The sequence below is a fragment of the Neobacillus sp. plas4 genome (assembly GCF_057221695.1).
Genome location: NZ_CM170152.1, coordinates 5,838,416 through 5,860,717, shown reverse-complemented (window position 1 = coordinate 5,860,717; position 22,302 = coordinate 5,838,416). Strand labels below are relative to the sequence as shown.

Annotated in this window: 24 protein-coding genes; 14 read left to right on the top strand and 10 right to left on the bottom strand. The window is 42.4% G+C overall.

What is annotated here, in order from left to right:
• Window positions 1-15 precede the first annotated feature (15 nt).
• The 3 genes from AC2TFD_RS29140 to AC2TFD_RS29130 all read left to right on the top strand — a co-directional run bounded on the left by AC2TFD_RS29140 (window position 16) and on the right by AC2TFD_RS29130 (window position 3,334).
• A complete protein-coding gene (locus tag AC2TFD_RS29140; protein WP_484674617.1) occupies window positions 16-2,013 on the top strand; it encodes a penicillin-binding transpeptidase domain-containing protein in 1,998 nt (665 codons plus the stop codon).
• A gap of 94 nt (window positions 2,014-2,107) precedes the next feature.
• Window positions 2,108-2,872 carry a hypothetical protein gene (locus AC2TFD_RS29135; RefSeq protein WP_484674616.1) on the top strand — a complete coding sequence of 255 codons (765 nt, stop codon included), beginning with the start codon at window positions 2,108-2,110 and terminating at the stop codon, window positions 2,870-2,872.
• A gap of 15 nt (window positions 2,873-2,887) precedes the next feature.
• Window positions 2,888-3,334: a hypothetical protein gene (locus AC2TFD_RS29130; protein WP_484674615.1), complete on the top strand. Its 447-nt coding sequence runs from the start codon at window positions 2,888-2,890 to the stop codon at window positions 3,332-3,334.
• An 11-nt stretch (window positions 3,335-3,345) separates the two neighbouring features.
• Here the strand turns inward: AC2TFD_RS29130 and AC2TFD_RS29125 are convergent, their stop codons facing one another.
• Window positions 3,346-3,660, bottom strand: a complete 315-nt coding sequence (locus AC2TFD_RS29125; RefSeq protein ID WP_484674614.1) for an MGMT family protein — start codon at window positions 3,658-3,660, stop codon at window positions 3,346-3,348.
• A 697-nt stretch (window positions 3,661-4,357) separates the two neighbouring features.
• Here AC2TFD_RS29125 and spoIIID point away from each other — a divergent pair.
• The 5 genes from spoIIID (at window position 4,358) to AC2TFD_RS29100 (ending at window position 7,494) form a co-directional block, all read left to right on the top strand.
• Window positions 4,358-4,630 carry a sporulation transcriptional regulator SpoIIID gene (gene spoIIID / locus AC2TFD_RS29120; protein ID WP_007086083.1) on the top strand — a complete coding sequence of 91 codons (273 nt, stop codon included), beginning with the start codon at window positions 4,358-4,360 and terminating at the stop codon, window positions 4,628-4,630.
• A gap of 254 nt (window positions 4,631-4,884) precedes the next feature.
• Entirely contained in the window at window positions 4,885-5,886 is a 1,002-nt protein-coding gene (gene mreB, locus AC2TFD_RS29115; protein WP_335510844.1) for a rod shape-determining protein, read from the top strand.
• 313 nt (window positions 5,887-6,199) lie between these two features.
• Window positions 6,200-6,523, top strand: a complete 324-nt coding sequence (locus tag AC2TFD_RS29110; RefSeq protein WP_484674613.1) for a DNA-directed RNA polymerase subunit beta — start codon at window positions 6,200-6,202, stop codon at window positions 6,521-6,523.
• A gap of 83 nt (window positions 6,524-6,606) precedes the next feature.
• On the top strand, window positions 6,607-7,032 hold the full coding sequence (gene fabZ / locus AC2TFD_RS29105; RefSeq protein WP_335510840.1) for a 3-hydroxyacyl-ACP dehydratase FabZ: 426 nt from the start codon (window positions 6,607-6,609) through the stop codon (window positions 7,030-7,032).
• Window positions 7,033-7,164: 132 nt separating this feature from the next.
• Window positions 7,165-7,494 (top strand): hypothetical protein, encoded by a 330-nt coding sequence (locus tag AC2TFD_RS29100; protein WP_484674612.1) that lies wholly within the window; start codon window positions 7,165-7,167, stop codon window positions 7,492-7,494.
• A 30-nt stretch (window positions 7,495-7,524) separates the two neighbouring features.
• On the opposite strand, the gene AC2TFD_RS29095 is transcribed toward AC2TFD_RS29100, so the two are convergent.
• On the bottom strand, window positions 7,525-7,956 hold the full coding sequence (locus AC2TFD_RS29095; protein ID WP_335510835.1) for a YwpF family protein: 432 nt from the start codon (window positions 7,954-7,956) through the stop codon (window positions 7,525-7,527).
• 265 nt (window positions 7,957-8,221) lie between these two features.
• Between AC2TFD_RS29095 and ssb the strand changes: the two genes are divergently transcribed.
• Together ssb and AC2TFD_RS29085 are read left to right on the top strand one after the other, a co-directional pair.
• Window positions 8,222-8,608 carry a single-stranded DNA-binding protein gene (gene ssb, locus AC2TFD_RS29090; RefSeq protein ID WP_484674611.1) on the top strand — a complete coding sequence of 129 codons (387 nt, stop codon included), beginning with the start codon at window positions 8,222-8,224 and terminating at the stop codon, window positions 8,606-8,608.
• A complete protein-coding gene (locus AC2TFD_RS29085; RefSeq protein ID WP_484674610.1) occupies window positions 8,605-8,883 on the top strand; it encodes a hypothetical protein in 279 nt (92 codons plus the stop codon). The genes ssb and AC2TFD_RS29085 overlap by 4 nt, the downstream gene beginning before the upstream one ends.
• A gap of 270 nt (window positions 8,884-9,153) precedes the next feature.
• Here the strand turns inward: AC2TFD_RS29085 and AC2TFD_RS29080 are convergent, their stop codons facing one another.
• Window positions 9,154-9,384 carry a hypothetical protein gene (locus tag AC2TFD_RS29080; RefSeq protein WP_484674609.1) on the bottom strand — a complete coding sequence of 77 codons (231 nt, stop codon included), beginning with the start codon at window positions 9,382-9,384 and terminating at the stop codon, window positions 9,154-9,156.
• Window positions 9,385-9,572: 188 nt separating this feature from the next.
• Between AC2TFD_RS29080 and AC2TFD_RS29075 the strand changes: the two genes are divergently transcribed.
• Both AC2TFD_RS29075 and AC2TFD_RS29070 read left to right on the top strand, forming a co-directional pair.
• Window positions 9,573-9,968, top strand: a complete 396-nt coding sequence (locus AC2TFD_RS29075) for a hypothetical protein (RefSeq protein ID WP_484674608.1) — start codon at window positions 9,573-9,575, stop codon at window positions 9,966-9,968.
• A gap of 498 nt (window positions 9,969-10,466) precedes the next feature.
• Entirely contained in the window at window positions 10,467-11,549 is a 1,083-nt protein-coding gene (locus tag AC2TFD_RS29070) for a 3D domain-containing protein (protein ID WP_484674607.1), read from the top strand.
• A gap of 204 nt (window positions 11,550-11,753) precedes the next feature.
• On the opposite strand, the gene AC2TFD_RS29065 is transcribed toward AC2TFD_RS29070, so the two are convergent.
• The 5 genes from AC2TFD_RS29065 to AC2TFD_RS29045 all read right to left on the bottom strand — a co-directional run bounded on the left by AC2TFD_RS29065 (window position 11,754) and on the right by AC2TFD_RS29045 (window position 17,491).
• Window positions 11,754-14,753 carry a DEAD/DEAH box helicase gene (locus AC2TFD_RS29065; RefSeq protein WP_484674606.1) on the bottom strand — a complete coding sequence of 1,000 codons (3,000 nt, stop codon included), beginning with the start codon at window positions 14,751-14,753 and terminating at the stop codon, window positions 11,754-11,756.
• A gap of 289 nt (window positions 14,754-15,042) precedes the next feature.
• Window positions 15,043-16,665: an SWIM zinc finger family protein gene (locus AC2TFD_RS29060; protein ID WP_484676387.1), complete on the bottom strand. Its 1,623-nt coding sequence runs from the start codon at window positions 16,663-16,665 to the stop codon at window positions 15,043-15,045.
• Between the two features lie 190 nt (window positions 16,666-16,855).
• A complete protein-coding gene (locus AC2TFD_RS29055; protein ID WP_335510820.1) occupies window positions 16,856-17,005 on the bottom strand; it encodes a hypothetical protein in 150 nt (49 codons plus the stop codon).
• 79 nt (window positions 17,006-17,084) lie between these two features.
• A complete protein-coding gene (locus AC2TFD_RS29050) occupies window positions 17,085-17,249 on the bottom strand; it encodes a hypothetical protein (RefSeq protein WP_484674605.1) in 165 nt (54 codons plus the stop codon).
• Window positions 17,250-17,347: 98 nt separating this feature from the next.
• Window positions 17,348-17,491 (bottom strand): hypothetical protein, encoded by a 144-nt coding sequence (locus tag AC2TFD_RS29045; protein ID WP_335569518.1) that lies wholly within the window; start codon window positions 17,489-17,491, stop codon window positions 17,348-17,350.
• Between the two features lie 279 nt (window positions 17,492-17,770).
• Between AC2TFD_RS29045 and AC2TFD_RS29040 the strand changes: the two genes are divergently transcribed.
• Window positions 17,771-18,337, top strand: coding sequence for a TetR/AcrR family transcriptional regulator (locus AC2TFD_RS29040; protein ID WP_484676386.1), 567 nt, complete (start codon window positions 17,771-17,773; stop codon window positions 18,335-18,337).
• Between the two features lie 108 nt (window positions 18,338-18,445).
• Window positions 18,446-20,599, top strand: coding sequence for a YhgE/Pip family protein (locus AC2TFD_RS29035; protein ID WP_484674604.1), 2,154 nt, complete (start codon window positions 18,446-18,448; stop codon window positions 20,597-20,599).
• Between the two features lie 476 nt (window positions 20,600-21,075).
• Here AC2TFD_RS29035 and AC2TFD_RS29030 read toward each other — a convergent pair whose 3' ends face one another.
• Together AC2TFD_RS29030 and AC2TFD_RS29025 are read right to left on the bottom strand one after the other, a co-directional pair.
• Window positions 21,076-21,759 (bottom strand): DUF1129 family protein, encoded by a 684-nt coding sequence (locus AC2TFD_RS29030; RefSeq protein WP_484674603.1) that lies wholly within the window; start codon window positions 21,757-21,759, stop codon window positions 21,076-21,078.
• Window positions 21,749-22,087, bottom strand: a complete 339-nt coding sequence (locus AC2TFD_RS29025) for a PadR family transcriptional regulator (RefSeq protein ID WP_335510811.1) — start codon at window positions 22,085-22,087, stop codon at window positions 21,749-21,751. The genes AC2TFD_RS29030 and AC2TFD_RS29025 overlap by 11 nt, the downstream gene beginning before the upstream one ends.
• Window positions 22,088-22,302 lie beyond the last annotated feature (215 nt).

Below are 22,302 nucleotides of genomic sequence, written 5' to 3'. Positions count from 1 at the left end.
AAAGGGGGGATTTTTTTGAAAAAAGTAATAGGGCTGCTGGTGTTGGCGGTTCTCCTAGTGCTAGTGGCTGCTGGCTGCAGCAAGGAACCTCAGCCTCAGGATCAATTGGCAGCATACATAAAGGCTTGGAATGAGCAAAAGTTTGATCAGATGTATGAGTACCTGACAGAGAGCTCCAAAGAGGTGATATCTAAGGAAGACTTTACAACCCGCTATCAAAAAATCTACGACGACCTACAGATTACTGACCTCAAGATTACCTTCGAAAAACCAAATGATGAAGAAGAATTGCCCAAGGACCAAGACAATGTAACCTATGATTTTTCCGCAACGATGAACAGCATTGCCGGACCTATCGAATTTACACATAAAGCAAAGATGAAAAAAGAAGAACGTGATAAAAAAAATAACTGGTATGTGGACTGGAACACGACATATATTTTTCCAGAATTAAAGGATGGCGACAAAATCGGGATTAGCACTGTAAAGCCAAAGCGCGGGCAAATATTTGACCGGGCACTCAATACACTTGCTTATAACGGCCTGGTATACGAAGTGGGCGTGGTTCCTGGGAAGATGGAAGGGCAGGAAGGACCAGTTATTGAGCAATTGGCCAGTCTTCTAAAAATGACACCGGAGCAAATCAACAAAGCGTTAAACGCCAGCTGGGTAAAGCCGGAATTGTTCGTGCCGTTAAAGAAAGTTTCCATGGATGATGAGGAACGTATCGCTCAATTAATCGCCTTAGAACCAGTACAAACCAAAAAGGTCGAGGCCCGGATTTATCCATTTAAAGAAACAGCTGCGCATTTAATCGGCTATGTTGGCTCAATTACAGCTGAGGAGCTGGAAAAGGTTAAGGACAAAGGTTATACAAGTACAGATATTATCGGAAAAAGAGGGCTCGAGGAAGTTCTTGATGAGCAGCTGAAAGGAAAAAGCGGTGTGAAAATTACGATTAATAAGCCTGATGGCAGCACCGAAATACTTGCAGAAAAAGCAGTCGAAGATGGCCAGGATATGAAGCTTACGATTGATATTGAACTGCAAATGAAGATGTATAATGAGCTTGTTGGTGAGGCAGGCTCAGGAGCGGCGATAAACCCAGTTACGGGGGAAACGCTGGCACTTGTCAGCAGTCCGTCGTTTGACCCCAATCAGGCCGCCTTGGGCTTCTCAAGTGACGAATGGAAACAGCTTCAGAATGATCCACAAAAGCCTATGACAACCAGGTTCAATAAATCGTATGCTCCAGGCTCTGTTTTCAAGCCGCTTACGGCTTCGATTGGCCTGAAAAATAATAGTATTACACCTGAGCAAACGATGAATGTTAACGGGCTGAAATGGCAGAAGGGTGCCTCCTGGGGAAATTATTTCGTGACGCGGGTTCATGAAGCGAATTCAGTGAATCTAGAAAAAGCAATGGTCTTCTCGGATAATATTTATTTTGCGCAGACGGCGTTGGGAATCGGCAAAGACCAGTTTACCGCGGGGTTAAAGGAATTTGGTTTTGAAGAAGAGTTTGATTATCCATTCCCGCTTGAAAAATCAACGATTGGGAACTTGGATAAGGAAATCGGCTTAGCAGACTCCGGCTACGGTCAAGGTCAAATTCAAATGAGTATCGTTCATCTACTTGAAACCTATACTCCTTTTGTAAACGGTGGGAATATGGTGAAACCAACCCTCTTGCTTGACGCGGAAAAAGTGGAGAAAGCTGTGGTATCACCTGAAATAGCTGCGACCATATCTGGAACGCTGCGAAAGGTTGTAGGTGATGCCGATGGAACGGCTCATTCAGCAGAAATCGCAGGCACCCCGCTGGCTGGAAAAACGGGCACGGCTGAAATCAAACAAAAGCAAGGGGAAAAAGGGACGGAGAACGGCTGGTTCATCGCCTATAACACAAACGCTCCAGATTTAATGGCAGCGATGATGATTGAAAACGTTCTAGGCCGCGGGGGTTCACAGATTCCTGTGGGTAAAATAAAAAATATATTTATGCAAAAGTAGCAGAAACCAGCAAATGGTTTCTGTTTTTTTGTTGAAACAAAGGATATTTAAAACTGAACAAGCAAAAATAATAAAAAAAGACAGGAGAACAACAGTGAATCAGAATCCTCCCATTCGAAGAAGGCGGGCACATTTATCCCAGTTTTCCACAACCGTTCTGCATCCTAGAAATCCCTGGGTGATTGCTTTTTTTTCGTTTTCCTACCCGGGATTTGGCCATTTATTACTTGACCGGTATATTGCGGGATTTATCCTCATACTATGGGAAATGTTTATAAATCAAAAGGCAAAAATAAATCTTGGTATCTTTTATTCTTTAACAGGTGATTTTTCCAAAGCAATGGAAGTGATAGATGAACGCTGGCTTATTCTTTATGTGGCAATCTACATGTTTGGAATTTGGGACGGTTACCGAACGACCATTGACCTGAACAAACAATATATTTTAGCCAATCGTGAGAACGCACCGATTCAGCCGAATTCTATAGGCCCATGGGATTTGAACTTCCTAGATAAGAGGAACCCATGGGTGGCAGTGTTTTGGTCGGTGTTGTTTCCGGGGCTTGGTCACTTTTATATCCACAAAGTGCTAGTAGCATTTTTTATGTTTGCCTATACCGTGGCCATCATGTATTTTGGGGATCTTCCACAAGCCATTCACCTTACGATGATCGGCGATTTCGATTTATCTAAACAAATCATAAATATGCAATGGGCCATGTATTTACCGTCAATTTTCTTTTTTATTCAGTACGATGCCTATACTTCTGCTATCCACTACAATGCATTGTATGAAAAGGAAATGGCAAAATACTTGCGCGATCATTATCAAAATAAACAATTTAAATTTCCAATCTAGAAGTGAGATGAGTAGATGTTTGTTATTGCAACATTTGAGAATTCTATTTACATCGAGTTAGCGATTACAGCACTTGAAGAGCAGGGAATCTCAAAGGAAATGATTCTGGCAGCTCCGCTGGAAAAGCGGAAGAAACTAAGAGGATTGTTTGATTCCATACATAAATCAGATGGGTTCAGTTTATTTGACGGTCCTGCCATTTTAGGTACATGCCTCATGCTTTTAGGAGCTATTTATGGCTACGTGCTTGAATGGGGTCCGATTATTTGGGGGATCATCGGGGCCATTTCTGGATTGCTTATCGGTTTTTTTATTAAGATGCTCATGCTTAAAATAAACAAAAGAGGGAGCAAAAAAATCACATCAGAAATCGTCCTTATGGTCCGTTGCGAGGAGCAAAAGTGGGAAAAGGTTGAAGAAATCTTATGGGATAATCTCGCTCTGGGAATGACCAAAATATAAATACCACCCTTCTAAAAATCAGATGGGTGGTATTGGTATTTTTTTAGGTCAATGCTGCCATTTAGCCCGATTTCGACACCCTCGCTTTCGAGGGAGAAGAGCTGCTCTTGGTAGGATTCATCGTCCTGTATGGCTATTTGGCCTTTTGTATTGACCACACGGTGCCAAGGGAGGCGGTGCTTCCTGCTCATGGAGTGCAGGACCCGAACCACCTGTCGTGCTGCTCGCGGACTCCCAGCTTCCCGCGCTATTTGTCCATAGGTCATGACCTTTCCTTCTGGGATAGATTGAATAATAGTTACGACTCTCTCCGTAAATGGCTGCATTTTTACAAAATCCTTTCCGTTTCATCCTTCTTATTATAGTTTAAGATTTATTTTTATAAGGCCCTTTTCCTAAACTTTGTTGCTTTTTGAAAAAAATTTAATGATTGTGCTAAGTTTCTGCAGAAAAAATAAATTTAATGAGAAAAGAGTATGCAAATTTAAATTCTGAAGCGCAAAATAACTAATTCCAAGTCAAAATCGGCTTTAAGAATTTAACAAAATCATATAAAAAACAGACTTTTATAAAATTTTCATTCGACAATTTGTCACGACAAATTTCTCAGGAAATATTCAAAGTCCATGTTTCATCTCTTTAGAAAATACAGACGGAATGCGGATTACAGCCATTTCGCGTTAGTGTCGAAATAAGAAACAGGGAAATTATTTTACCTTTAAAATGTCCGATTTTTCTAAAAATTTACACCGTACCTTGTCCCGATTAGATAATTCGTGCATATATTCGTATCCAAGCTAATAAACTGATTACAAACCTTTACAAAGAGAGTGTTTGAGGTGAAGAGTCGTTTGAGGCTTTTATGGATTCAGTTGGGGACATGATTATTCATCGTATTACCGTATAACTGCATAAATGGTGACAGGCACCATTTATGCAGTTATACGGAAGCAGTATTTCGTCTTAGTGATAAGCGGGTCTCATTTCGCACTTCTCACATCCAATTTAGGGAGGGCGAGTGGTGTGCACGATTACATCAAAGAGAGAACTATCAAGATTGGAAAGTATATCGTGGAGACGAGAAAAACAGTTCGTGTCATAGCGAAGGAGTTTGGCGTATCCAAAAGTACTGTCCATAAAGATTTGACAGAGAGACTTCCTGAAATAAATCCTGAGCTTGCAAATGAGGTTAAAGAAATATTAGATTATCATAAATCGATTAGACATCTCCGGGGTGGAGAGGCGACAAAAATGAAGTACCAGAAGGAAGAAAAAGAAGGTGAGGCCGTTAAATAGGCCGATTTTCAGAAAGTATCTCTGCGATAAAGAAAAAATGTTTTAAAATGGCCATTTTCAATGACTTCTTGGTGCATTCTAAGAAAGTCGGGGAAATGGCCATTTTTAATGGTTAAAAACCAGCATTCTCTTGCAAGAAAACTTTTCCGACAAAGTTCTACAGATTTTTTTATTAACAGTATGGAAATTTAAAGGAATATGGTACAATTAGCAATTAGGAAAGTATGACCGTTTCAAGGAGGAAAGAAAAGAGAATGTTTGCTAGGGATATTGGGATTGATTTGGGAACGGCTAACGTGTTAATCCACGTAAAAGGCCGTGGAATTGTATTAAATGAGCCTTCTGTTGTAGCCATCGACAGGAACACAAATCGCGTTCTTGCAGTTGGGGAAGAAGCTCGCCGTATGGTCGGACGTACACCTGGAAACATTGTCGCGATTCGCCCGTTGAAAGATGGAGTAATCGCAGACTTTGACGTTACAGAAGCAATGTTAAAACATTTTATTAATAAGTTAAACGTGAAAGGCTTTTTATCGAAACCGCGTATTTTGATTTGCTGTCCAACGAACATCACAAGCGTTGAGCAAAAAGCGATTAAAGAAGCGGCTGAAAAGAGCGGCGGCAAGAAGATCTATTTAGAAGAGGAGCCGAAAGTGGCAGCAATTGGCGCCGGAATGGAAATTTTCCAACCGAGCGGTAACATGGTTGTAGATATCGGCGGTGGAACAACAGATGTTGCCGTCCTTTCAATGGGTGATATCGTAACTTCCTCCTCTATAAAAATGGCCGGCGACAAATTCGACATGGAAATCCTGAATCACATCAAGCGTGAGTACAAGCTATTGATCGGTGAACGCACAGCTGAGAATATTAAAGTCAACATTGGAACCGTATTTCCTGGATCACGCTCGGAAGAAATGGAAATTCGCGGACGAGACATGGTCAGTGGATTGCCACGTACCATCACCGTTCGTTCAGAAGAAATTGAAGGAGCTTTACGTGAGTCTGTGGCTGTTATCGTACAGGCGGCAAAAAGCGTTCTTGAGCGCACACCGCCAGAACTTTCAGCAGACATCATCGACCGCGGCGTTATCCTAACAGGCGGGGGAGCTCTGCTCCATGGAATCGACACCTTGTTAGCGGACGAACTTAAAGTACCAGTCCTAGTGGCAGAAAATCCAATGGACTGCGTGGCAATTGGAACCGGAATTATGCTCGACAACATTGACCGCATTGCGAAGAGGAAACTCGGGTAAACAGGTAGGCCATCTTAAGTCTGATGACACTAGTCGTTAGGCTTTTTTTGTTGCGGTGACATTGTTGCGGTGACAGGCACCATTTATGCAAATTCTGCTGATTATGCAATAATTTTTGCATATTTGGTGCATTTCACTAGATTTACAGGCTAGATTCCGCCACTTTTTGCCATGGAAATACTTTTTCTGCAAAAAAACTACTAATTATTTTTTATTATAGAGTATAATATTAGGTAATATGAAATAACTGCTGAAGAATGGGCAAACTATATGTCCAATACAATAGATGGATTTCGTTAAAGGGGAATAAATGATGTCAGTAAATCATCTAAACCAGGTTAAAACGAGGGAAGAATATAAAAAGATACAGGATGAGCGAAATAATTCTGTAGAAGGCCCTCCGGCTCAAAAGGCTTCTAAACCCAAAAAGGCTCAAAAAGCAGAAGTGGCGAATAAGCGGATTCGGATCCGTCTGGTGCCTATTTGGCTTCGAATTGTCCTTTTGGTCGTTTTTACAGGGGTTTCTATGATCGCAGGGGCAGCAATCGGGTATGGTGTGCTTGGGAATGGGAAACCGGGAGACGTGCTAAAACAATCGACGTGGACACATATTATTGATTTAGTGGAAAAAAAATAACCGAGGAAGGGCCTAAGCCCTTCCTTTTTGTATCCTCTTAATAGTAAAATGTAGATATCAGGTTCTATGAGGAGGTACTAAAAATGTTGGACGTAACACAAATAAAAGAAATTATCCCCCATCGCTATCCATTTTTGCTGGTAGATAAAATTTTAGAAATTGAAGAAGGGGTTAAAGCGGTCGGCATTAAAAATGTTACAGCGAATGAAGAGTTTTTCAATGGTCATTTCCCTGACTATCCAGTAATGCCTGGCGTGCTGATTGTTGAGGCGCTTGCACAGGTTGGAGCGGTTGCTATGTTAATAAAAGAGGAAAATCGCGGCAAATTGGCCTTTTTTGCTGGAATTGACGGGTGCCGTTTCAAAAGACAAGTGAAACCTGGCGATCAGCTAAGATTGGAAGTAGAAATCATCCGTTTGCGCGGTCCAATTGGAAAAGGTAAAGCTGTAGCAACAGTAGATGGCGAAGTGGCTTGTGAAGCAGAAATAACATTTGCATTAGGAAAATAACCGGTGATATCACCGGTTGTTTTTTTTGTAATAGTCCTTTCAATCTTGGGGAAAATAACTTTAGACCGTTAAAAGGGTCAATATTTTTCCTATGGAAAGGGGCTTTTACGATTGAAGAAAAAGCTGTTATTAATGCTACTTAGTGCGGTTCTATCTGGATTTATGTTAGTGGGTTGTAACAATAATGACAATGACCAAAATCCGCCGCCGCCAACAAATGATAAGGTCGATACTCCACTTGATAACGATAACAATATGGATGGTAACGACAACGATGACGGGTTAAACAACACGAACACTCGTTATAACAACAACAATAACGGGATGAACAACCACTACCCTGAAAGAGAAGACATCAACACGCCTAATGATAAAGACCCAGGCAGAGACAATAACACACCACGGGAAGACATCATCGAAGACGATATTGATAGAAACGACCGTGACAATAAAGACGAATAATGAAAGGGGCAGGCTACGCAGCCTGCCCTTTTAATCGTGCTTAATTTTTAATTTCGGTTTGCTTTTCATTTTATCTTTAAATTCCTCTAGAAGCGCTTGACCGCCAAGGCCCTTTTCAAGGAGGCTGTCGAGCAGCAGCTCCGAATAATCGCTTCTGGTTCGGCGCAGCCGGCCTTCTAATAGGACACTCATATGGTGTTCAAATTTTGTTAACGAGGCAACTTTTGTCTGAAAATAGGCTGGGTCGTTATCACGTTTGGTTATCACAGCTTGAACAATAATTTCGGAGCTTTCATCGTGAATTTTTTTAAAGTAGTCATAAAGGGTTAAATCCGTATAGGCTTCGAGCAGCCAGCTGGCTCGTTCATTTTCTTTATTAATTATCAATCCATCTTCCAAGGGGACTTCCACAGAAGTTCCATCCTCCACCACTTCCAAAGCGACTAACTTAAAGGATTTCATTTTACACTACCTCCCTTTTTCGATTCACGGCTACACTTATTTTCTAAATTATACCATAGTGGTGAAAGAAACAAATGTCGAAAAATATTTGTCGTAATTTGCAATTTTTTTATTTGAGGGAAAATAGACATTCCAAATCTGCATTTTCACCTAGTGAAAAATCACTTTTGGAGCTTAAAACAAATTGAATTTAGAAAAACCGTGATTTTACAGCAGTAGGGCTAAGGGACTATGATTAAGCCATCAAATGGAGAGGAGAATTGGAATGATCAATCAAGTGACGCTTGTAGGTAGATTAACGCGGGATCCGGAATTGAGAAAGACAACCGATGGGCTATCTGTTACTTCGATAACCTTGGCGGTAAGTCGACACTTTCGGAACCAGCATGGGGAAATTGAAGCAGACTTTGTTCAATGTACACTTTGGAAAAAAGAAGCAGAAAATACGGTACGATATTGCCGAAAGGGTTCGATCGTAGGGGTAACAGGGAGGCTGCAAACCCGGCATTATGACAACAAGGAAGGGAAACGGGTTTACGTAACCGAAGTGGTAGCGGAGTCCATTCGCTTTCTAGGGGCCAAACCAGCCCAAAGCCCTGTAGAGCCGCCGCCGGTAACGGTGAATGTGATGAAGGAGGAGCTGCCGTTTTGAGTAATCACGATGATGTCGCCCATAGTTTAGAGCAGCTGCTTGAAAGTTTGATAAAAATGGTGGGTCGCGCCAACCAGAATAACAACGACCTGCAAAAAAAGATCATGCATATGAATCAAAACATGGATAGCCTTCAGAAAAGAATTAGTCAGCTAGAATGGATTATGAAAGGGCAGCTTATGGAAAAAGAGCGAAGCCCAATCAGAAATTACCCCACACATCATCACCCGCACATTACATCCAAGGTTCATGACCATATCTCAGTTCATTTTTGAAAAAATAATTTTTTGAAAAAAAGACTCCTCATTGCTGTTAGGTTAAATTACATTCGTAATTCGGTTCCTTATTGAATATTTTCCCCGAAAACAGTTGTTCCCTAGTTAGAGAAAAGTGATGCCCTCCAATATAATCCCCATTTCCGGCCAAAAAGCGCCGGAATTTTTTTGCCTTTTGATGTTTAAAAAAATAGCAGTTGGGTAAAATATAACAAAACCCCCTGTTTTATTTTTCTAAGGCCGCTGATCATCGATCAGCGGCCTCCTTTTTTAGATATTTTTATGTTTTTTACTAGCTTTTATTTGATACGTTAATAAATCGACAAAAAATGCACGGCGCTTTGGGGTCATTAGATGAATATCTAGAAGAAATTTTTTCAATTCAGGCTCTTGCTGGAGAAGTTGAAGGATGATGCCTAAATCATGATCTTCAAGACTTTCCTTCGTCATGTAGCCAGGTTCCTCGACTTTTGGCAGTAGTTGGTCCAACTCCTCAACCAATACTCTTTTTCCACTTGATAGATTTCAGCAAATCGTATGACCGTTTGATAATTGGGTTTGTGTGACAACTTTTTGAACACAGACAATAGTAGGGTGTAAGCTACGGAATGTAAAAAGGAGAATGAAAATTATTGTCGAATAATAAATCTTGGTGTAAAAATTTGTCTTTCATTGGAGGTTGTAAACAAATGCCAAACTCATTAATTTTTATTGGAGAACGACCGAGTCACTTAGAAATGTACATTATGGGGAAACCAGATTTCTACGATGCGATACAACTCTCAGCACGGCCACATAGACTTTCATCAAGCATGTCCTACCACTCAATCCCTTTTCACCAGTCAGATATTTCAATCAATATTATTGAAAGTAATTCCCGGTTCAACTGCCGGCAACAGTCACTGCAGCTAATCGAAGGCGATAAACAGCTTTCCGAAGAAGATGCATATGAGATCTTCACGAACTTTGCGATCATGGAAGACAATAAAGTCGCATTTTTACTGACTTCACCTAATAAAAAAATCCGAACAAGAAGAAGAGTGACTCCCAAGGTTTTGTTTGCCAGTAGGAAGGTGGAGGTCTAGAGATGGGAGCTTTGTGACATCAAGTTTCCTAGATTAAAGGAAGTCAACTATGGATGTTAAAAGAGACCCAAAAATAGCAGCTTCGTTTGTAAAAAAGGCACAATTATTTATGAATATTACAAGTGTATGACAAATTTAAACGAATAAAAGGGTTTCGGAGATGCTCCGGAACCCTTTTCTGTCTTTCCCAAAGGCCAAATATCCTATATATTTCACAGTTTTGACAAAACAACCACTAAAATAACAACAAAAACCTTCCTTCCACTTCCTACATTGCGCGTAAATAACCCACAAAACACAAACTGTCCACTCCACACGGACAAAACGGGCGAAATGTCCACGAGCGGTGACAGGCACCGAGCAATTATCCATATTTCTCATCTGTTTCTAGTGTTTTCCACTGTTATATGACAATTTGTGATAGAGTTTTAATATTTTTGTAATATAACTGGTACATAGTTCTGGTATAAATAGATTTATAGAGAAGGGGGAAAACGTATGCAACATTTTAGGCGTATGATTTTCATGTTTCTAACATGCTTATTATTGGTGTCAGGTACGGTTGTGGCACATGCACAAACAAGTAAGGACGCTTTACATAATGTTCAGCAAGAGCTTGAACAAAAGGCGAATGAAAAGAACTCTATTAACAATGAAATCGAACAGATTAAAAAAGATATGGATGATTTACAATCTTTTATTACCCAAAATAGAGTAGCGTTGGAAGATACTCAAAAGAGGATCGCTGCAACCCAACAATTAATAGAACAGAAAAAAGAGGAAATCGTCGTCCTTCAGGATAAAATTCATAACCGAAAGAGTGTTATGAAAAGTCGGTTAGTGGCTATGCAAAAGGATGACAATCTAAATGTTGTCATCAATGTAATCTTAGAATCTAAAGATTTAGCAGATTTTATTAACCGTGCGAGTGCGGTAACGACACTGTTAAATGCTGATAAAGATATTATGACGGACCAAGAAAACGATCTTAAGCAAATTGAAGACGATAAGAAAGAGATCGCCAAGCAAGAAGAACAGCTGGCTGTAGAGCGAGAAAATCTAAACCGACAGCAAGCAGAACTGAATGTGAATTTGCAAAAGAGACAAGAGTCCTTAACAGTTATGCAACAAAAATATAGTGAAGTAAATGAAGAAATGGCAGGTATTCAAGCACAGTTGGCAGAGGCGCAAGCGAAGGTTCGCCAAGAACAAGAAGCAGCAACAACTATGGCTGCTGCTATCACACCTGCACCGGCTGCAACGCCAGCACCAGCACCAACACCTGCAGCACAATCAGGCTCTGAAATGTATGTCTCCTCAACAGCATACAGCCATGAATCATCAGGAAGTATCACGTACATGGGTTACAATATTAAGGAAAATCCAAACATGAAATTAATTGCTGTCGACCCATCTGTAATTCCATTAGGATCAAAAGTATGGGTAGAGGGTTATGGAGTGGCGATTGCCGGTGATACTGGCGGCGCGATAAAAGGCCACAAAATCGATGTGTTAATGCCAAACAATGCGCATGCCTACGCATGGGGCAGAAAAACCGTAAAAATCGTCGTTTTAAATTAGATACAAAAAGAGAGATCTGACATCAAAAGGATGTTAGATCTCTTTTTGTTTTTTTGGGCAGCTCAACAATAAAAACCAGTCCGAAGACTGGTTTATCGTAGGAGTAGGAGTGTCCGCCTGAATGGTGGAAGTGTCCACCCCTGGTGGAAAGTGTCCACGAGCGGTGCCTGTCACCCAAAATTTTCACCCAACCATGACACCCAGCTACCCCAAATACACTAAATCCTTGAGTTCGTCAGTAGAGAGTTCGGTGATCCAGTTTTCGCTTTGGATGATTTGGTCGTTTAGGTGCTGCTTTTTCTCAAGCATGGCGTCTATTTTTTCTTCAAGGGTTCCGGTGCAGATGAGTTTGTGCACGTGTACGAATCGAGACTGGCCGATACGATACGCTCTGTCGGTAGCTTGATTTTCAACAGCTGGATTCCACCAGCGATCGTAGTGGATGACGTGATTGGCTGCCGTCAGGTTCAACCCAGTTCCTCCAGCTTTCAAAGATAACAAGAACACAGGGAACTCATGGTTTTGGAACTTCTCAATCATGCTATCACGCTGCGATTTCGGGACACTTCCGTTCAGGAACGGAACTTCGACTCCAAACTTTTTCTTTATGGTCGAGCGAATCATTTCGCCCATTTCAATATATTGCGTAAAGATGAGACAGCTTTCACCTGCATCCAAAACAGCGTCTACCAGGTCGACAAGCTTTTCTAATTTATTGGAGCGATCAAGCAGCACCCTCTCAGCAGATTTCTCCTTTAAATAAAGGGCAGGATGATTACAAAGCTGCTTCAACCGGCTGAGCATTTGTAAAATTAGCCCCTTACGTTCGAAACCAGACAACTTTTCAATTTCTGCAAACGTATCCTTGACCAGCTGCTCATATAACGACGCTTGCTCCGTCGTAAGCGGGCAGTACTCTTTTTGCTCCTGCTTGTCAGGTAGGTTGAGGGCAACCTCTTCATCCTTCTTTGTCCTCCTTAACAGGAACGGGCGGATTAAAGACTGAAGCTGATTGACCTTTTCCTTTTTCTCATCCTTCTCAATCGGAATCACGAACTTTTTCTGAAATTGTCCCAAACTGCCAAGATAGCCATGATTGGTAAAATCAAAAATGGACCACAGCTCGGATAACCGGTTTTCCATCGGTGTTCCAGTTAAGGCAATGTGATGCCCTCCACGCAGTCTGCGTACTGCCTTTGACTGCTTCGTTCCAGCATTCTTGATATTCTGTGCCTCATCAATGGCAATTGAGCTCCAAAGTTTGGTTTCAAACTCCTCGGTGTCCATATGGCTCAATCCATATGAAGTCAGGACAACATCAGCATCCTTGACCTTTTCTAAAAAGGCCTCTTCCTTCAACCGGTTCGAACCATAATGCAAATACACATTCATCTCTGGTGCAAACCGTTCAAGCTCCTTCTGCCAATTCCCAAGAACAGATGTTGGACAAATAATCAAAGCAGCCTTTACAGGTGTCTTTTCGCTTGAAACTTGTTCCTTTTTACTTGCGGAAGTTTGCTTTTTAGAATTGCTGACAATTTTGGTATCTGTCGCCACATCTGAACCTGCTTCGGTTTCGGTGCCTGTCACCGCATCAGAAGTTGCGCCCAATATGGTGCCTGTCATCTCTTCCGAAAGGACCCCAACTCCATCCTTGACCTTCAATAAATACGCAATCAATTGAACGGTTTTCCCAAGTCCCATGTCATCGGCCAGGACAGCGCCAAAACCGTATTGGCGGAGGAACCAGAGCCAGCTCATTCCAAGCTGCTGATAAGGGCGGAGTTCACCTTGAAGTCCCCCTGGTACTGTTTCCATAGGAATCTCATGTGCCTGGGAAAGCTGATGAATCATCTTTTTCCATTGGCTGTTCAATTCAATTTGAATCCGTGCGAAGGCTTTTGGATTTTCTAGCTCATCTTCAGTAGGAGGTGCCTCGACCAGCTCTTGTTCAAGCAGGTCCCTAACATGCAAGCCTTCCTTTTCGGCCCGTTTCATCAGATCCTGAATTTGCCGAATAAAACCTGGATCGAGCTTCACCCAGCGGCCACGAATAAAAACAAGCCGGCGTTTTTCTTCCACAAGCTGGCCGAATTCCTCCTCGGAAAGGTCGACCCCATTCATCGAGAAACGCCAATTGAAGTCAAGCATGGCCTGAAGTCCGACAAATGATGGACGATGACTAGAAGACCCTTTAAGTGACGCCTTCACCTTCAAATTAGCATTTTTCATTGCCTGCCACCAAGAAGGAAGCAGGATCTCTACATCGAGAGCTACAAGCGTTTCACTTGCTTCCGTCAAAAACATCCAGGCTTCTTCTTCTGTGAGCCCTGATTTTAAGGTCGATCCGTCCTCACTCATCCAAGGAATTAGCTTCACCCAGCGGCCTTGCTGGCGTTCAACACTTTCTAAAAATGGCTTCCATCTTGCCGGAAGTTTAGCGCCTAACTCATAGACATCATCGACATTTTTCTTGCCGCGCAGAAAGACATCTAGGTTCCATAGCCCTTCTCCATCTAAGGGCTCATCTAATTTCAGCCCAATCGTAAAGGGGGTGTCGCTTTCCTTGATGCCAACCCACTCAAGCCAGCTTTCTTCATCAAAATAGCGGGACAGCTCCGCACCAGATATATTCTGTTTCCGAAGTAAATCAAGCTTTGGTCCGAAAAGTTCTTTCATAGCGGAATTTCTCGTTAAGTAGGCATCTAAAGACTGATTATATAAATCAGAGATAAACTCTTGTACCTTTTCAGAGTCTTCGATATGGGAATCCACAGGTTGATCCCAGAATGATGGATCAAATTCATCCATGACCCGGGCGGGCAGCTTCCAGCGGAAATCCCCATGCTCCCAAACAGAAAAGTCCGGCAGCCAATCCTTCTCGATAATCCCTTCATGGAGGGCGTGAGCGGCAGCCAGGCAAATTTCCGACTGGTCATCCCAGTCCCAGTCGATAAACCGGTTAAAGGATTCCTTTGCAAAAAGAGAAACCAGGTGCCAGCCCGTGACCACAACTCCCTCGATGCCATCCACTGACTCCGTCTCTAGAAGCGTGCCAAAAAAGCTCTCCTGGTGTAGGCTGAATAGCACGTTTTTCCACTCAGAAGGAGGTAAACCGGACCCATGCTCATCCTCAGCAGCCAAAAGATAGCGGCCATCTTCCAATTTTATTGTCAGTAGCTTAATAAATCTCGTTTTTAGCATCGTCATGTTACTCCTTTTACTAGGGTGTATATGGTGCCAAATTGAGTTTTGGCTTTTGGATGTGGATTGTTGGTTTCCAGAAAATGTTTAATTATCCAAAAGACTATGGAAAATGTCCAAAACCCATAAAAAAATGTCCAAAACCAAAATTACCACCAAAAAATCCTAAAAATGCACATCAGAACTGTCCGTCTGAGGTGGACAGTGTCCACGGGCGGTGCCTGTCACCACAGAAAGACAGTGTCCACGAGCGGTGCCTGTCACCCAACCACCGCCACACCACCACATCCTATTCCTCAATAAGCTTGCTGCGCCTGCATTCTTCGTGGAAGGCGCGGAGGCGTTTGGTTTTGTCCATTAGGGTGTCGAGGAAGTATTGCCAGTCGTCGACGCGTTTGATTTTTTTGTAGAGGGTCCGCAGCTTTTTTAGGTGCCGAACGGCTGCTTTGTAGCTGGACCGGTTTTTTTGATTGATTTCTTGGAGCGCAGATTGGTGCAGCATGCCGAGCAGAACCTCAGGCTTTTCCTTTTCAATCACCTTAACGCGCTCCCGCGGCAGATCGTAGTAGCTCCAGCCCATGAATGCCTGAAGGTCACCCCATTTTTCAAATTGCTTCCGTTCAAACAGCAAAAATTCATATTCCGTATAGCTATAGGGTAATGTCGCCAGCATAGCGCGTTCGTACAATTCGGTCTTTCCATTTTCTAAAACGTACGGGGCAATCGCCTTAAGTGCCGATCGGGTAAAAGCAGCACAGGAATGATACGTCCGCAAAAAGGCTAAATAACTTTTAAGTTTAGATGCAAACAGCTCAACGACCGGTCCCACTCGTTTCCACGATTTTGTCTGTGACAATAGGTCAATCCAGTGAAGCATATAAGGTGTGATCAGAGAATCCTCGATTTTATCAATCAAATCTAAGGCCAATTCATCCTTTTGCTGCAGAAAGCTGATATGGACTCCAGCAATCATCAGCGGATTCAGATTCTCCCACTCCTTCGCCGATTTCATCCGCTCATGAATCCGGACAATCTCTTGCTCCCGCCACTCCTTCTTTTTAAAAAGGTTCGTCCAGAGCAGGCGATACAAATAGATGCGCTCCTGCTCGAGCCCAGTGGACACCGTCAGCAGCTCGAAAACATCGTCCTTTAATTTCATAATAAACTCATCGAAGTCAAACGGCAGCGATTGAACACCAATTTTTAAAACGAGCTCATCCGCATCCTCAATTAAATTATGAAACACAGAGAGATAGGCGCGTCTGACACTCTCCTCAGAAAAACCCGCATCCTCAGTCAGAACAGCGAGTTTCCTAAACGAAACCACAATCCCGACCATTTCATATAACAAACGCCATTCTTGTTCCACAGGCGCGCTCGCTTTGATCCGCCGTTCAAAAATATTAAACAGCTCTGCAATAATAAAAGGGCTCGAATATTTTTTCGAATTCAGAATCGTATCGAAGCTGACCTCGAATGATTCAACCCAGCGGCGATAATCAGGCTTCATCACACCGTTCGCCTTGATTAAATCCTTTGCCGCCTGCAGCCCCCAATTCGTGACAGCACTTTTCTCTTTCATCGGTTCCCGCCATTCTGCAACCCAATCGGCGACACTGCCAATTCTTGAATAAGCCGCAAAAAACACGGCCATCTGATGGCGGCACAATCCCTCATAGGGGCAGGTACACTGACTCGAGGCCAAAAAGGCAAAATTGAGCTTAACATAGCAAGGCGTTACGTCCTGAACCGTTGCCGTAATTTGGGCATTCCAAACTTGCAATTGCTTTACCAAACCCTGCCGGTACAGCATTAAGCCCTTTTGAACCAGCTTGACATCGTCGGTGGCATGCGGGTGCAGCAATTCCTTTATTTCCTCCGCGAGGAGTTCAATCCGTTCATTTGCAGTCATTGACTCCAAGGCCACGACCCCCTTTTCCGAAAAATCCATATTCCTTTATTATACCCAAAAATTGACCTTCCGAGGAGAGAAAAGAGGATTTCTATCGAGAACAAGCCTTTTTGCTTAAAATAGTCAGTGATACGCGAATAATGAATCAAAAAAGAGCACAAAAAAACCAGGCATTCTGCAACGCCCGGACTTAAGTATTTTCAATTTCTGAAGTTGTGTTTATTGCCGGAGTCTGTCCCAGTTGCTTGGACACATATTCAAACAGGTGAGTAAGGTAATTCGTAAGCTCGAAGCCTTCTTCATTAGCAAACTCTGATAATAGCAATTTCGTTTCATTCATTGGTTCATTCCCCCTTAAAATTCACTTCTATCAACATTCTTACCAATCTATCAGTCTCTTATACATATAAAAATCAATTTTACTCCTGTTCGTTGCAGCAATTTTCTTCAATGGCTTGTAATCGTTGGTCTACCGTCTCCATTTGGTCTTCTAAACGCTGGATTTCACGTTGTTGTCGCTCGGTCAGACGTTCAAGCCGCTGTACGCGTCGTTCTAGCTCAAGGCAGCATGGCCGTACTCCCATCATTTCCACCTCCTTGTCCACTAATAGGGTATGTCCAAAAGGGGAAATGGTGACGGCATGAACACAAAAACAGTCCCAGCAGTGCTAGGACTGTTACCCTACAATGAAATTTTGGCAGCAGATTCTATATCTTGGGTAACTTCAGGCTCCTGAATCTCTAGTTTTGAAGCAAACCTTTCCAACCCTCCAGTCGCACAAAACAAGCAGAGCGCAATAAACAACGCAATTAAAAACCTTTTCATCGAAATGATCCCCCAGTTATTCCTTTTTGTCTCTACTCAATAAGACGTGAATAAGTGGAAAAAGGTTCCTAAAATTCGGTTGACAAAATCTGCGGAGGAACTCACAGACATATGTCGAAGAGTGTGAGCCAATGATGAAGGAAGACGTATTCACATGAAGGATGTCCAAGATGGGTATTGCTAAATTTAAATCAGTATGATATATTACCTTTTGTAAAAATGACTGATTTAGTTTTTCAGTCAGTTTTTAAAAAAGTGAGGTGAGTGGATGTGGCCGTTATTGACCGGAAAAAGTTGATTATTGAGGCAGCAGCTAAGTCTTTTTCTTTGTATGGGTATAAAGCAACGACGATGGATCAAGTTGCAAAGTTAGCCAATGTAGGAAAGGGAACCATTTATACTTTTTTCAAGACGAAGGAAGAGTTATTCGATGAAATAATTCATTCGCTCATTGCAGAGATTCGAGTAGTCGTAGAAGGGGCTATGAACGATACTGCCTCCATTCTAGAAAATGTCAACAATGTGTTAGTTTCGATTCATGAGTTCCGGGAATCCCATCAGCTCACCATTAAATTGATTCAAGAAGAGCGGGATATGGGGACGCAAACCGTAGTGGAAGCCATGCAAAGAGTGGAGCAATCCATCATCCAATATATGAAGGCCATTATTCAAAAGGCTATCGACAAGGGCGAAATCAAGTCTTGTGATCCTGAGGTCACAGCCTTCGTGATGTTAAAAATGTACTTCTCGTTAGTGGTTGATTGGCAGCGAAACCATCCACCATTGGATAAAGAGGAAATCTCAAAGCTCTTTGAACTCTATCTATTAAAAGGCTTGTTAGCATAAAAGTCTTTTATTTTTCGTTAAAATTGACCATATGAACAAAATAGTCATTATTTTTATCTAAAAATGACCAAATGAATAAAACGGTCATTAATCTAGGGGGAGCATACCATGAAAGGAATAAAAGCAGAGTTAAAATCTATCCTTTCCAATCGAAAGGTTCTCATTCCCATCATCGCCATCCTCTTTATACCAGTGCTATATGCTGGAATGTTCTTATGGGCGTTTTGGGATCCATATAAATATTTAGGCGACCTGCCGGTGGCGATTGTGAACCAGGATGAAGGAGCAAGCCTCAACGGAGAGGAGCTTCAGCTAGGGAGGGACCTAGTCGGAAATTTGAAGAAAAGTAATACATTTGCTTTTGATATCGTGGATAAGGAGCAAGGCTATCAAGGATTAGAAGATCAAAAGTATTATATCCTGGTGGAAATTCCGGATGATTTTTCAAAAAATGCTACGACCCTTCTGGAGGACGAGCCGCAAAAATTAGAAATGAAATACGTGCCAAATGAAGGAGCCAACTTCTTATCGGCACAAATCGGCGAAACGGCGATGAAGGAAATCAAAGCGGAAATATCAAAGGAAATCATCTCGACCTACTCGGAAAGCATTTTTGAAAAAGTGACCGATATGGCTGGAGGGTTAGACAAAGCCAGTGAGGGAGCCAATCAACTATATGATGGAAGTGCGAAACTTACGGATGGTGTTGGCCAGGTAAAGGAAAACCTGAAATTGTTAGCGAGTAAATCAATACAGTTTGAGGAAGGCGTCCATAGCATAGCCTCAGGATCGGATGAGCTGGCAAAAGGGTCGACTGCCATCAATCAAGGCTTGGCGGAAGTGGATGAAAAACTTCCACAGCTGGTGACAGGCACCGAAAAAGCACAAAATGGTGCGGAACAGTTGAAGAAGGAATTACCGGCCGGCATTGCTGCCGGGATTAGCAGTCAATTAACTGGCAGTACAGAAAAGTTAAATGCGGGTATCAATCAGTTTGAAACACAGTTGGGTGACGGGCTATCTTCACAGATTGCCGACCAGATGATCGTACAGCAAAAGGCAAAAATGCAGGAGCTGGCAGGGGCTTTAATCGCAAACGGAGTTCCAGCTGAAACTGTTCAGACGATTATGGAACAACAAGCTGCGCCAACCAAGGCAGAGGTCGAGCAGCAGGTATCACAAGCGATTACGCCTGGATTGCACCAGGGGTTCTCTCAATTTAAAACTCAAGTAAATGGACAATTGCTTGGGGCCGCAAATGGTCTTGAAGAGCAATTGAAAAAACAAACAGATCCAGCCTTCGATCAATTAATTGGCGGCTTAGGAGAAATAAATGCCAACCAGGAAAAATTACAGCAGGGTATTCACCAGCTCTATGAAGGGTCAGCTGCACTAAATGCAGGTGCCAATCAGCTGACAGCGGGTATGGGACAATTATCCGAAGGCGCAGATAAAATCGCCGATGGTACCGGTAAGCTGGCCGAGGGTTCTTCTGATTTACAAGCGGGTTCGGAAAAACTACAAAATGGTTCTTCAGAATTAAGAGAAAAGCTTGCAGAAGGTGCCGAGCAGGCAAGTGGTGTTCATGCGGACGAAGATACCTTCGATATGATGGGTGAGCCCGTGAAAGTGGATAAAAGTGAGATTAACACCGTGCCAAACTATGGTACTGGATTTGCACCGTATTTTATCTCGCTGGGACTTTTTGTCGGGGCATTGATTATTTCGATTGTTTTTGGGCTAAGAGAACCTGCCGTTCAACCAGCTTCAGCAAGACAATGGTTTTTCGGTAAATTGGGAGTCATCACCTTGATCGGTGTCATTCAAGCACTATTGGTCGATTTCGTATTAGTGGTTGGTTTAGGAATCAAGGTACAAAGCCTGCCGTTATTTGTGGTGACATCGATCATCACCAGTATGGTGTTCGTGACACTGATTCAAATGCTAGTGACCACATTGGCGGATGTCGGACGTTTCATCGCCATTCTTGTCCTCATCATGCAATTAACGACAAGCGCGGGAACCTTCCCACTTGTGTTAATACCGGAGGCGCTGCAGCCATTTAACGCTTTCTTCCCTATGACGTACACCGTCCAAGCGTTTAAGGCAGTTATTTCAAGCGGCAACTTTGCATACATGTGGCACAACAACGTCATTTTGCTAGGATACATGGCTGGATTCATGCTCGTGACATTCACGTACATGGCCATTCGTTTCAAACGCGAGCAGGCGAGAGAAACGATGATTGAGCAAGCAGCATAATGTTGGTGGAAGACACCGAATTCGCAGTGGGGGCGAATTCGGTGTTTTTTTTTATGTGAAAAATCCTCTATCTGCCAAAATGTGCTCCCCACCTGCCAATTCGGAGCATTTACCTGCCTAAATTGTGTTTTATCTGCTAATCCTCTTTGTTTATCTGCCTAATTAATTCCACCACCTCACTGAATCCTATAAAAAGCCAGGCGGCAGCCAGGTTCAGGTATCAAAGTTTCCTGCATATGGATATTCAGCTCGAAATTAAGCATGAAAGCTGGATTTATGTACAAGTTACCATCATTAAAAATCCTCTACCTGCCAAAAAGAGTTCCTTACCTGCTATTATGGAGCACTTACCTGCCAAAATTCTTTTTCACCTGCCAATACCCATTGTTTATCTGCCTAACAAATTCCGCACCCCAAACCCAAGATTGAAAAAGCCAGGCAGGTGCCTGGCTCAGGTAATCGAGTAATCCAACATTTTATTTGAACCACTCAAATTTTTTCCCCATAAATACGATTACCCAAAGGACCCCGCCTGTTAGTAGGGACGCCCACCAAGAAAAGTCGAAGGCAGGACCGAAGTCTGGTATAAACTTCGTTAAAGCAATGACAAGCCCCATGGAGACAGCACCGAAAATCCCGATCTTTAGCATATCTTTCTTTTCGCTTGCCTTTTCATTAAATAACGATTGTTTGATGGTTCGAAAGAAAAACCAAACGCCGAATGCAACTGATCCTAAAATAACGGCAAATAACAAGAGAGTAGGGTACAGATAAACGCTAGAATCCACATCCTCATTCTTAAATTGCGAGATAATGACAATCACAGCTCCCCGAATCATGAGCATCCAACTGACCAGATTGAGAACAATCCCCATAATAAATGGAATCACCTCTCGTTTTTGTTCATTCGGCAAGTTTTGAATGATTTCATCCGCATACCCTTTGGGATCATCACCAAATATATCCTTAGCAGACTTACCTTCATGCTGCCCATCAAGGAGGTGATCGAGCATTTCCATCAACACTTCCTCGGATTGTTGTTCGGAAAGAGTAAATTGGAGACGAATGTAAATCATCATATCACTATAGTATTTTTCGTTCTCTTCTGTGAGTTCTTCGCGTTTTCTGTTATTTTCCTCAATTAATTGTTTAGCCTTCATCGTCATTTCTCCCCTTAAATAAAGAATTAACTGGTTCAACCATCTGTTTCCACTCAGATACTATAATGTCTAGCGCCTCTTTGCCTTCATTTGTTAAAAAATAATACTTTCTGTTTGGACCGGACTCGGATGGCCGCATTTCTCCCCTGATCAGACCGTTTTTCTGTAAGCGGAGCAATACGGGATAAATCGTCCCTTCGCTTACATCACTTAATCCGAATTCTTGAAGCTTTTTAGATAATTCGTAGCCATATACTGGTTCTTTTTCAATAACGGCTAAGACGCACCCATCCAGTATTCCCTTTAGTAATTGGCTTCTTAAGGACATGGTATAGCTCCTCTCCCTAAACCTTTTCAACAACTACTTGGTAAAACAAGATAGCTGCTGAAAAAAATACCTACTCGGTAAAACAAGATAGCTACCGAAAAAAATAACTACTTGGTAAAACAAGATAGTCGGTTGAAAAAATAACTACTTGGCAATACATAGTAGTTACTTTTATATTACCTTTTAGTTCCAATACTGTCAATAGGAAGTCGTTT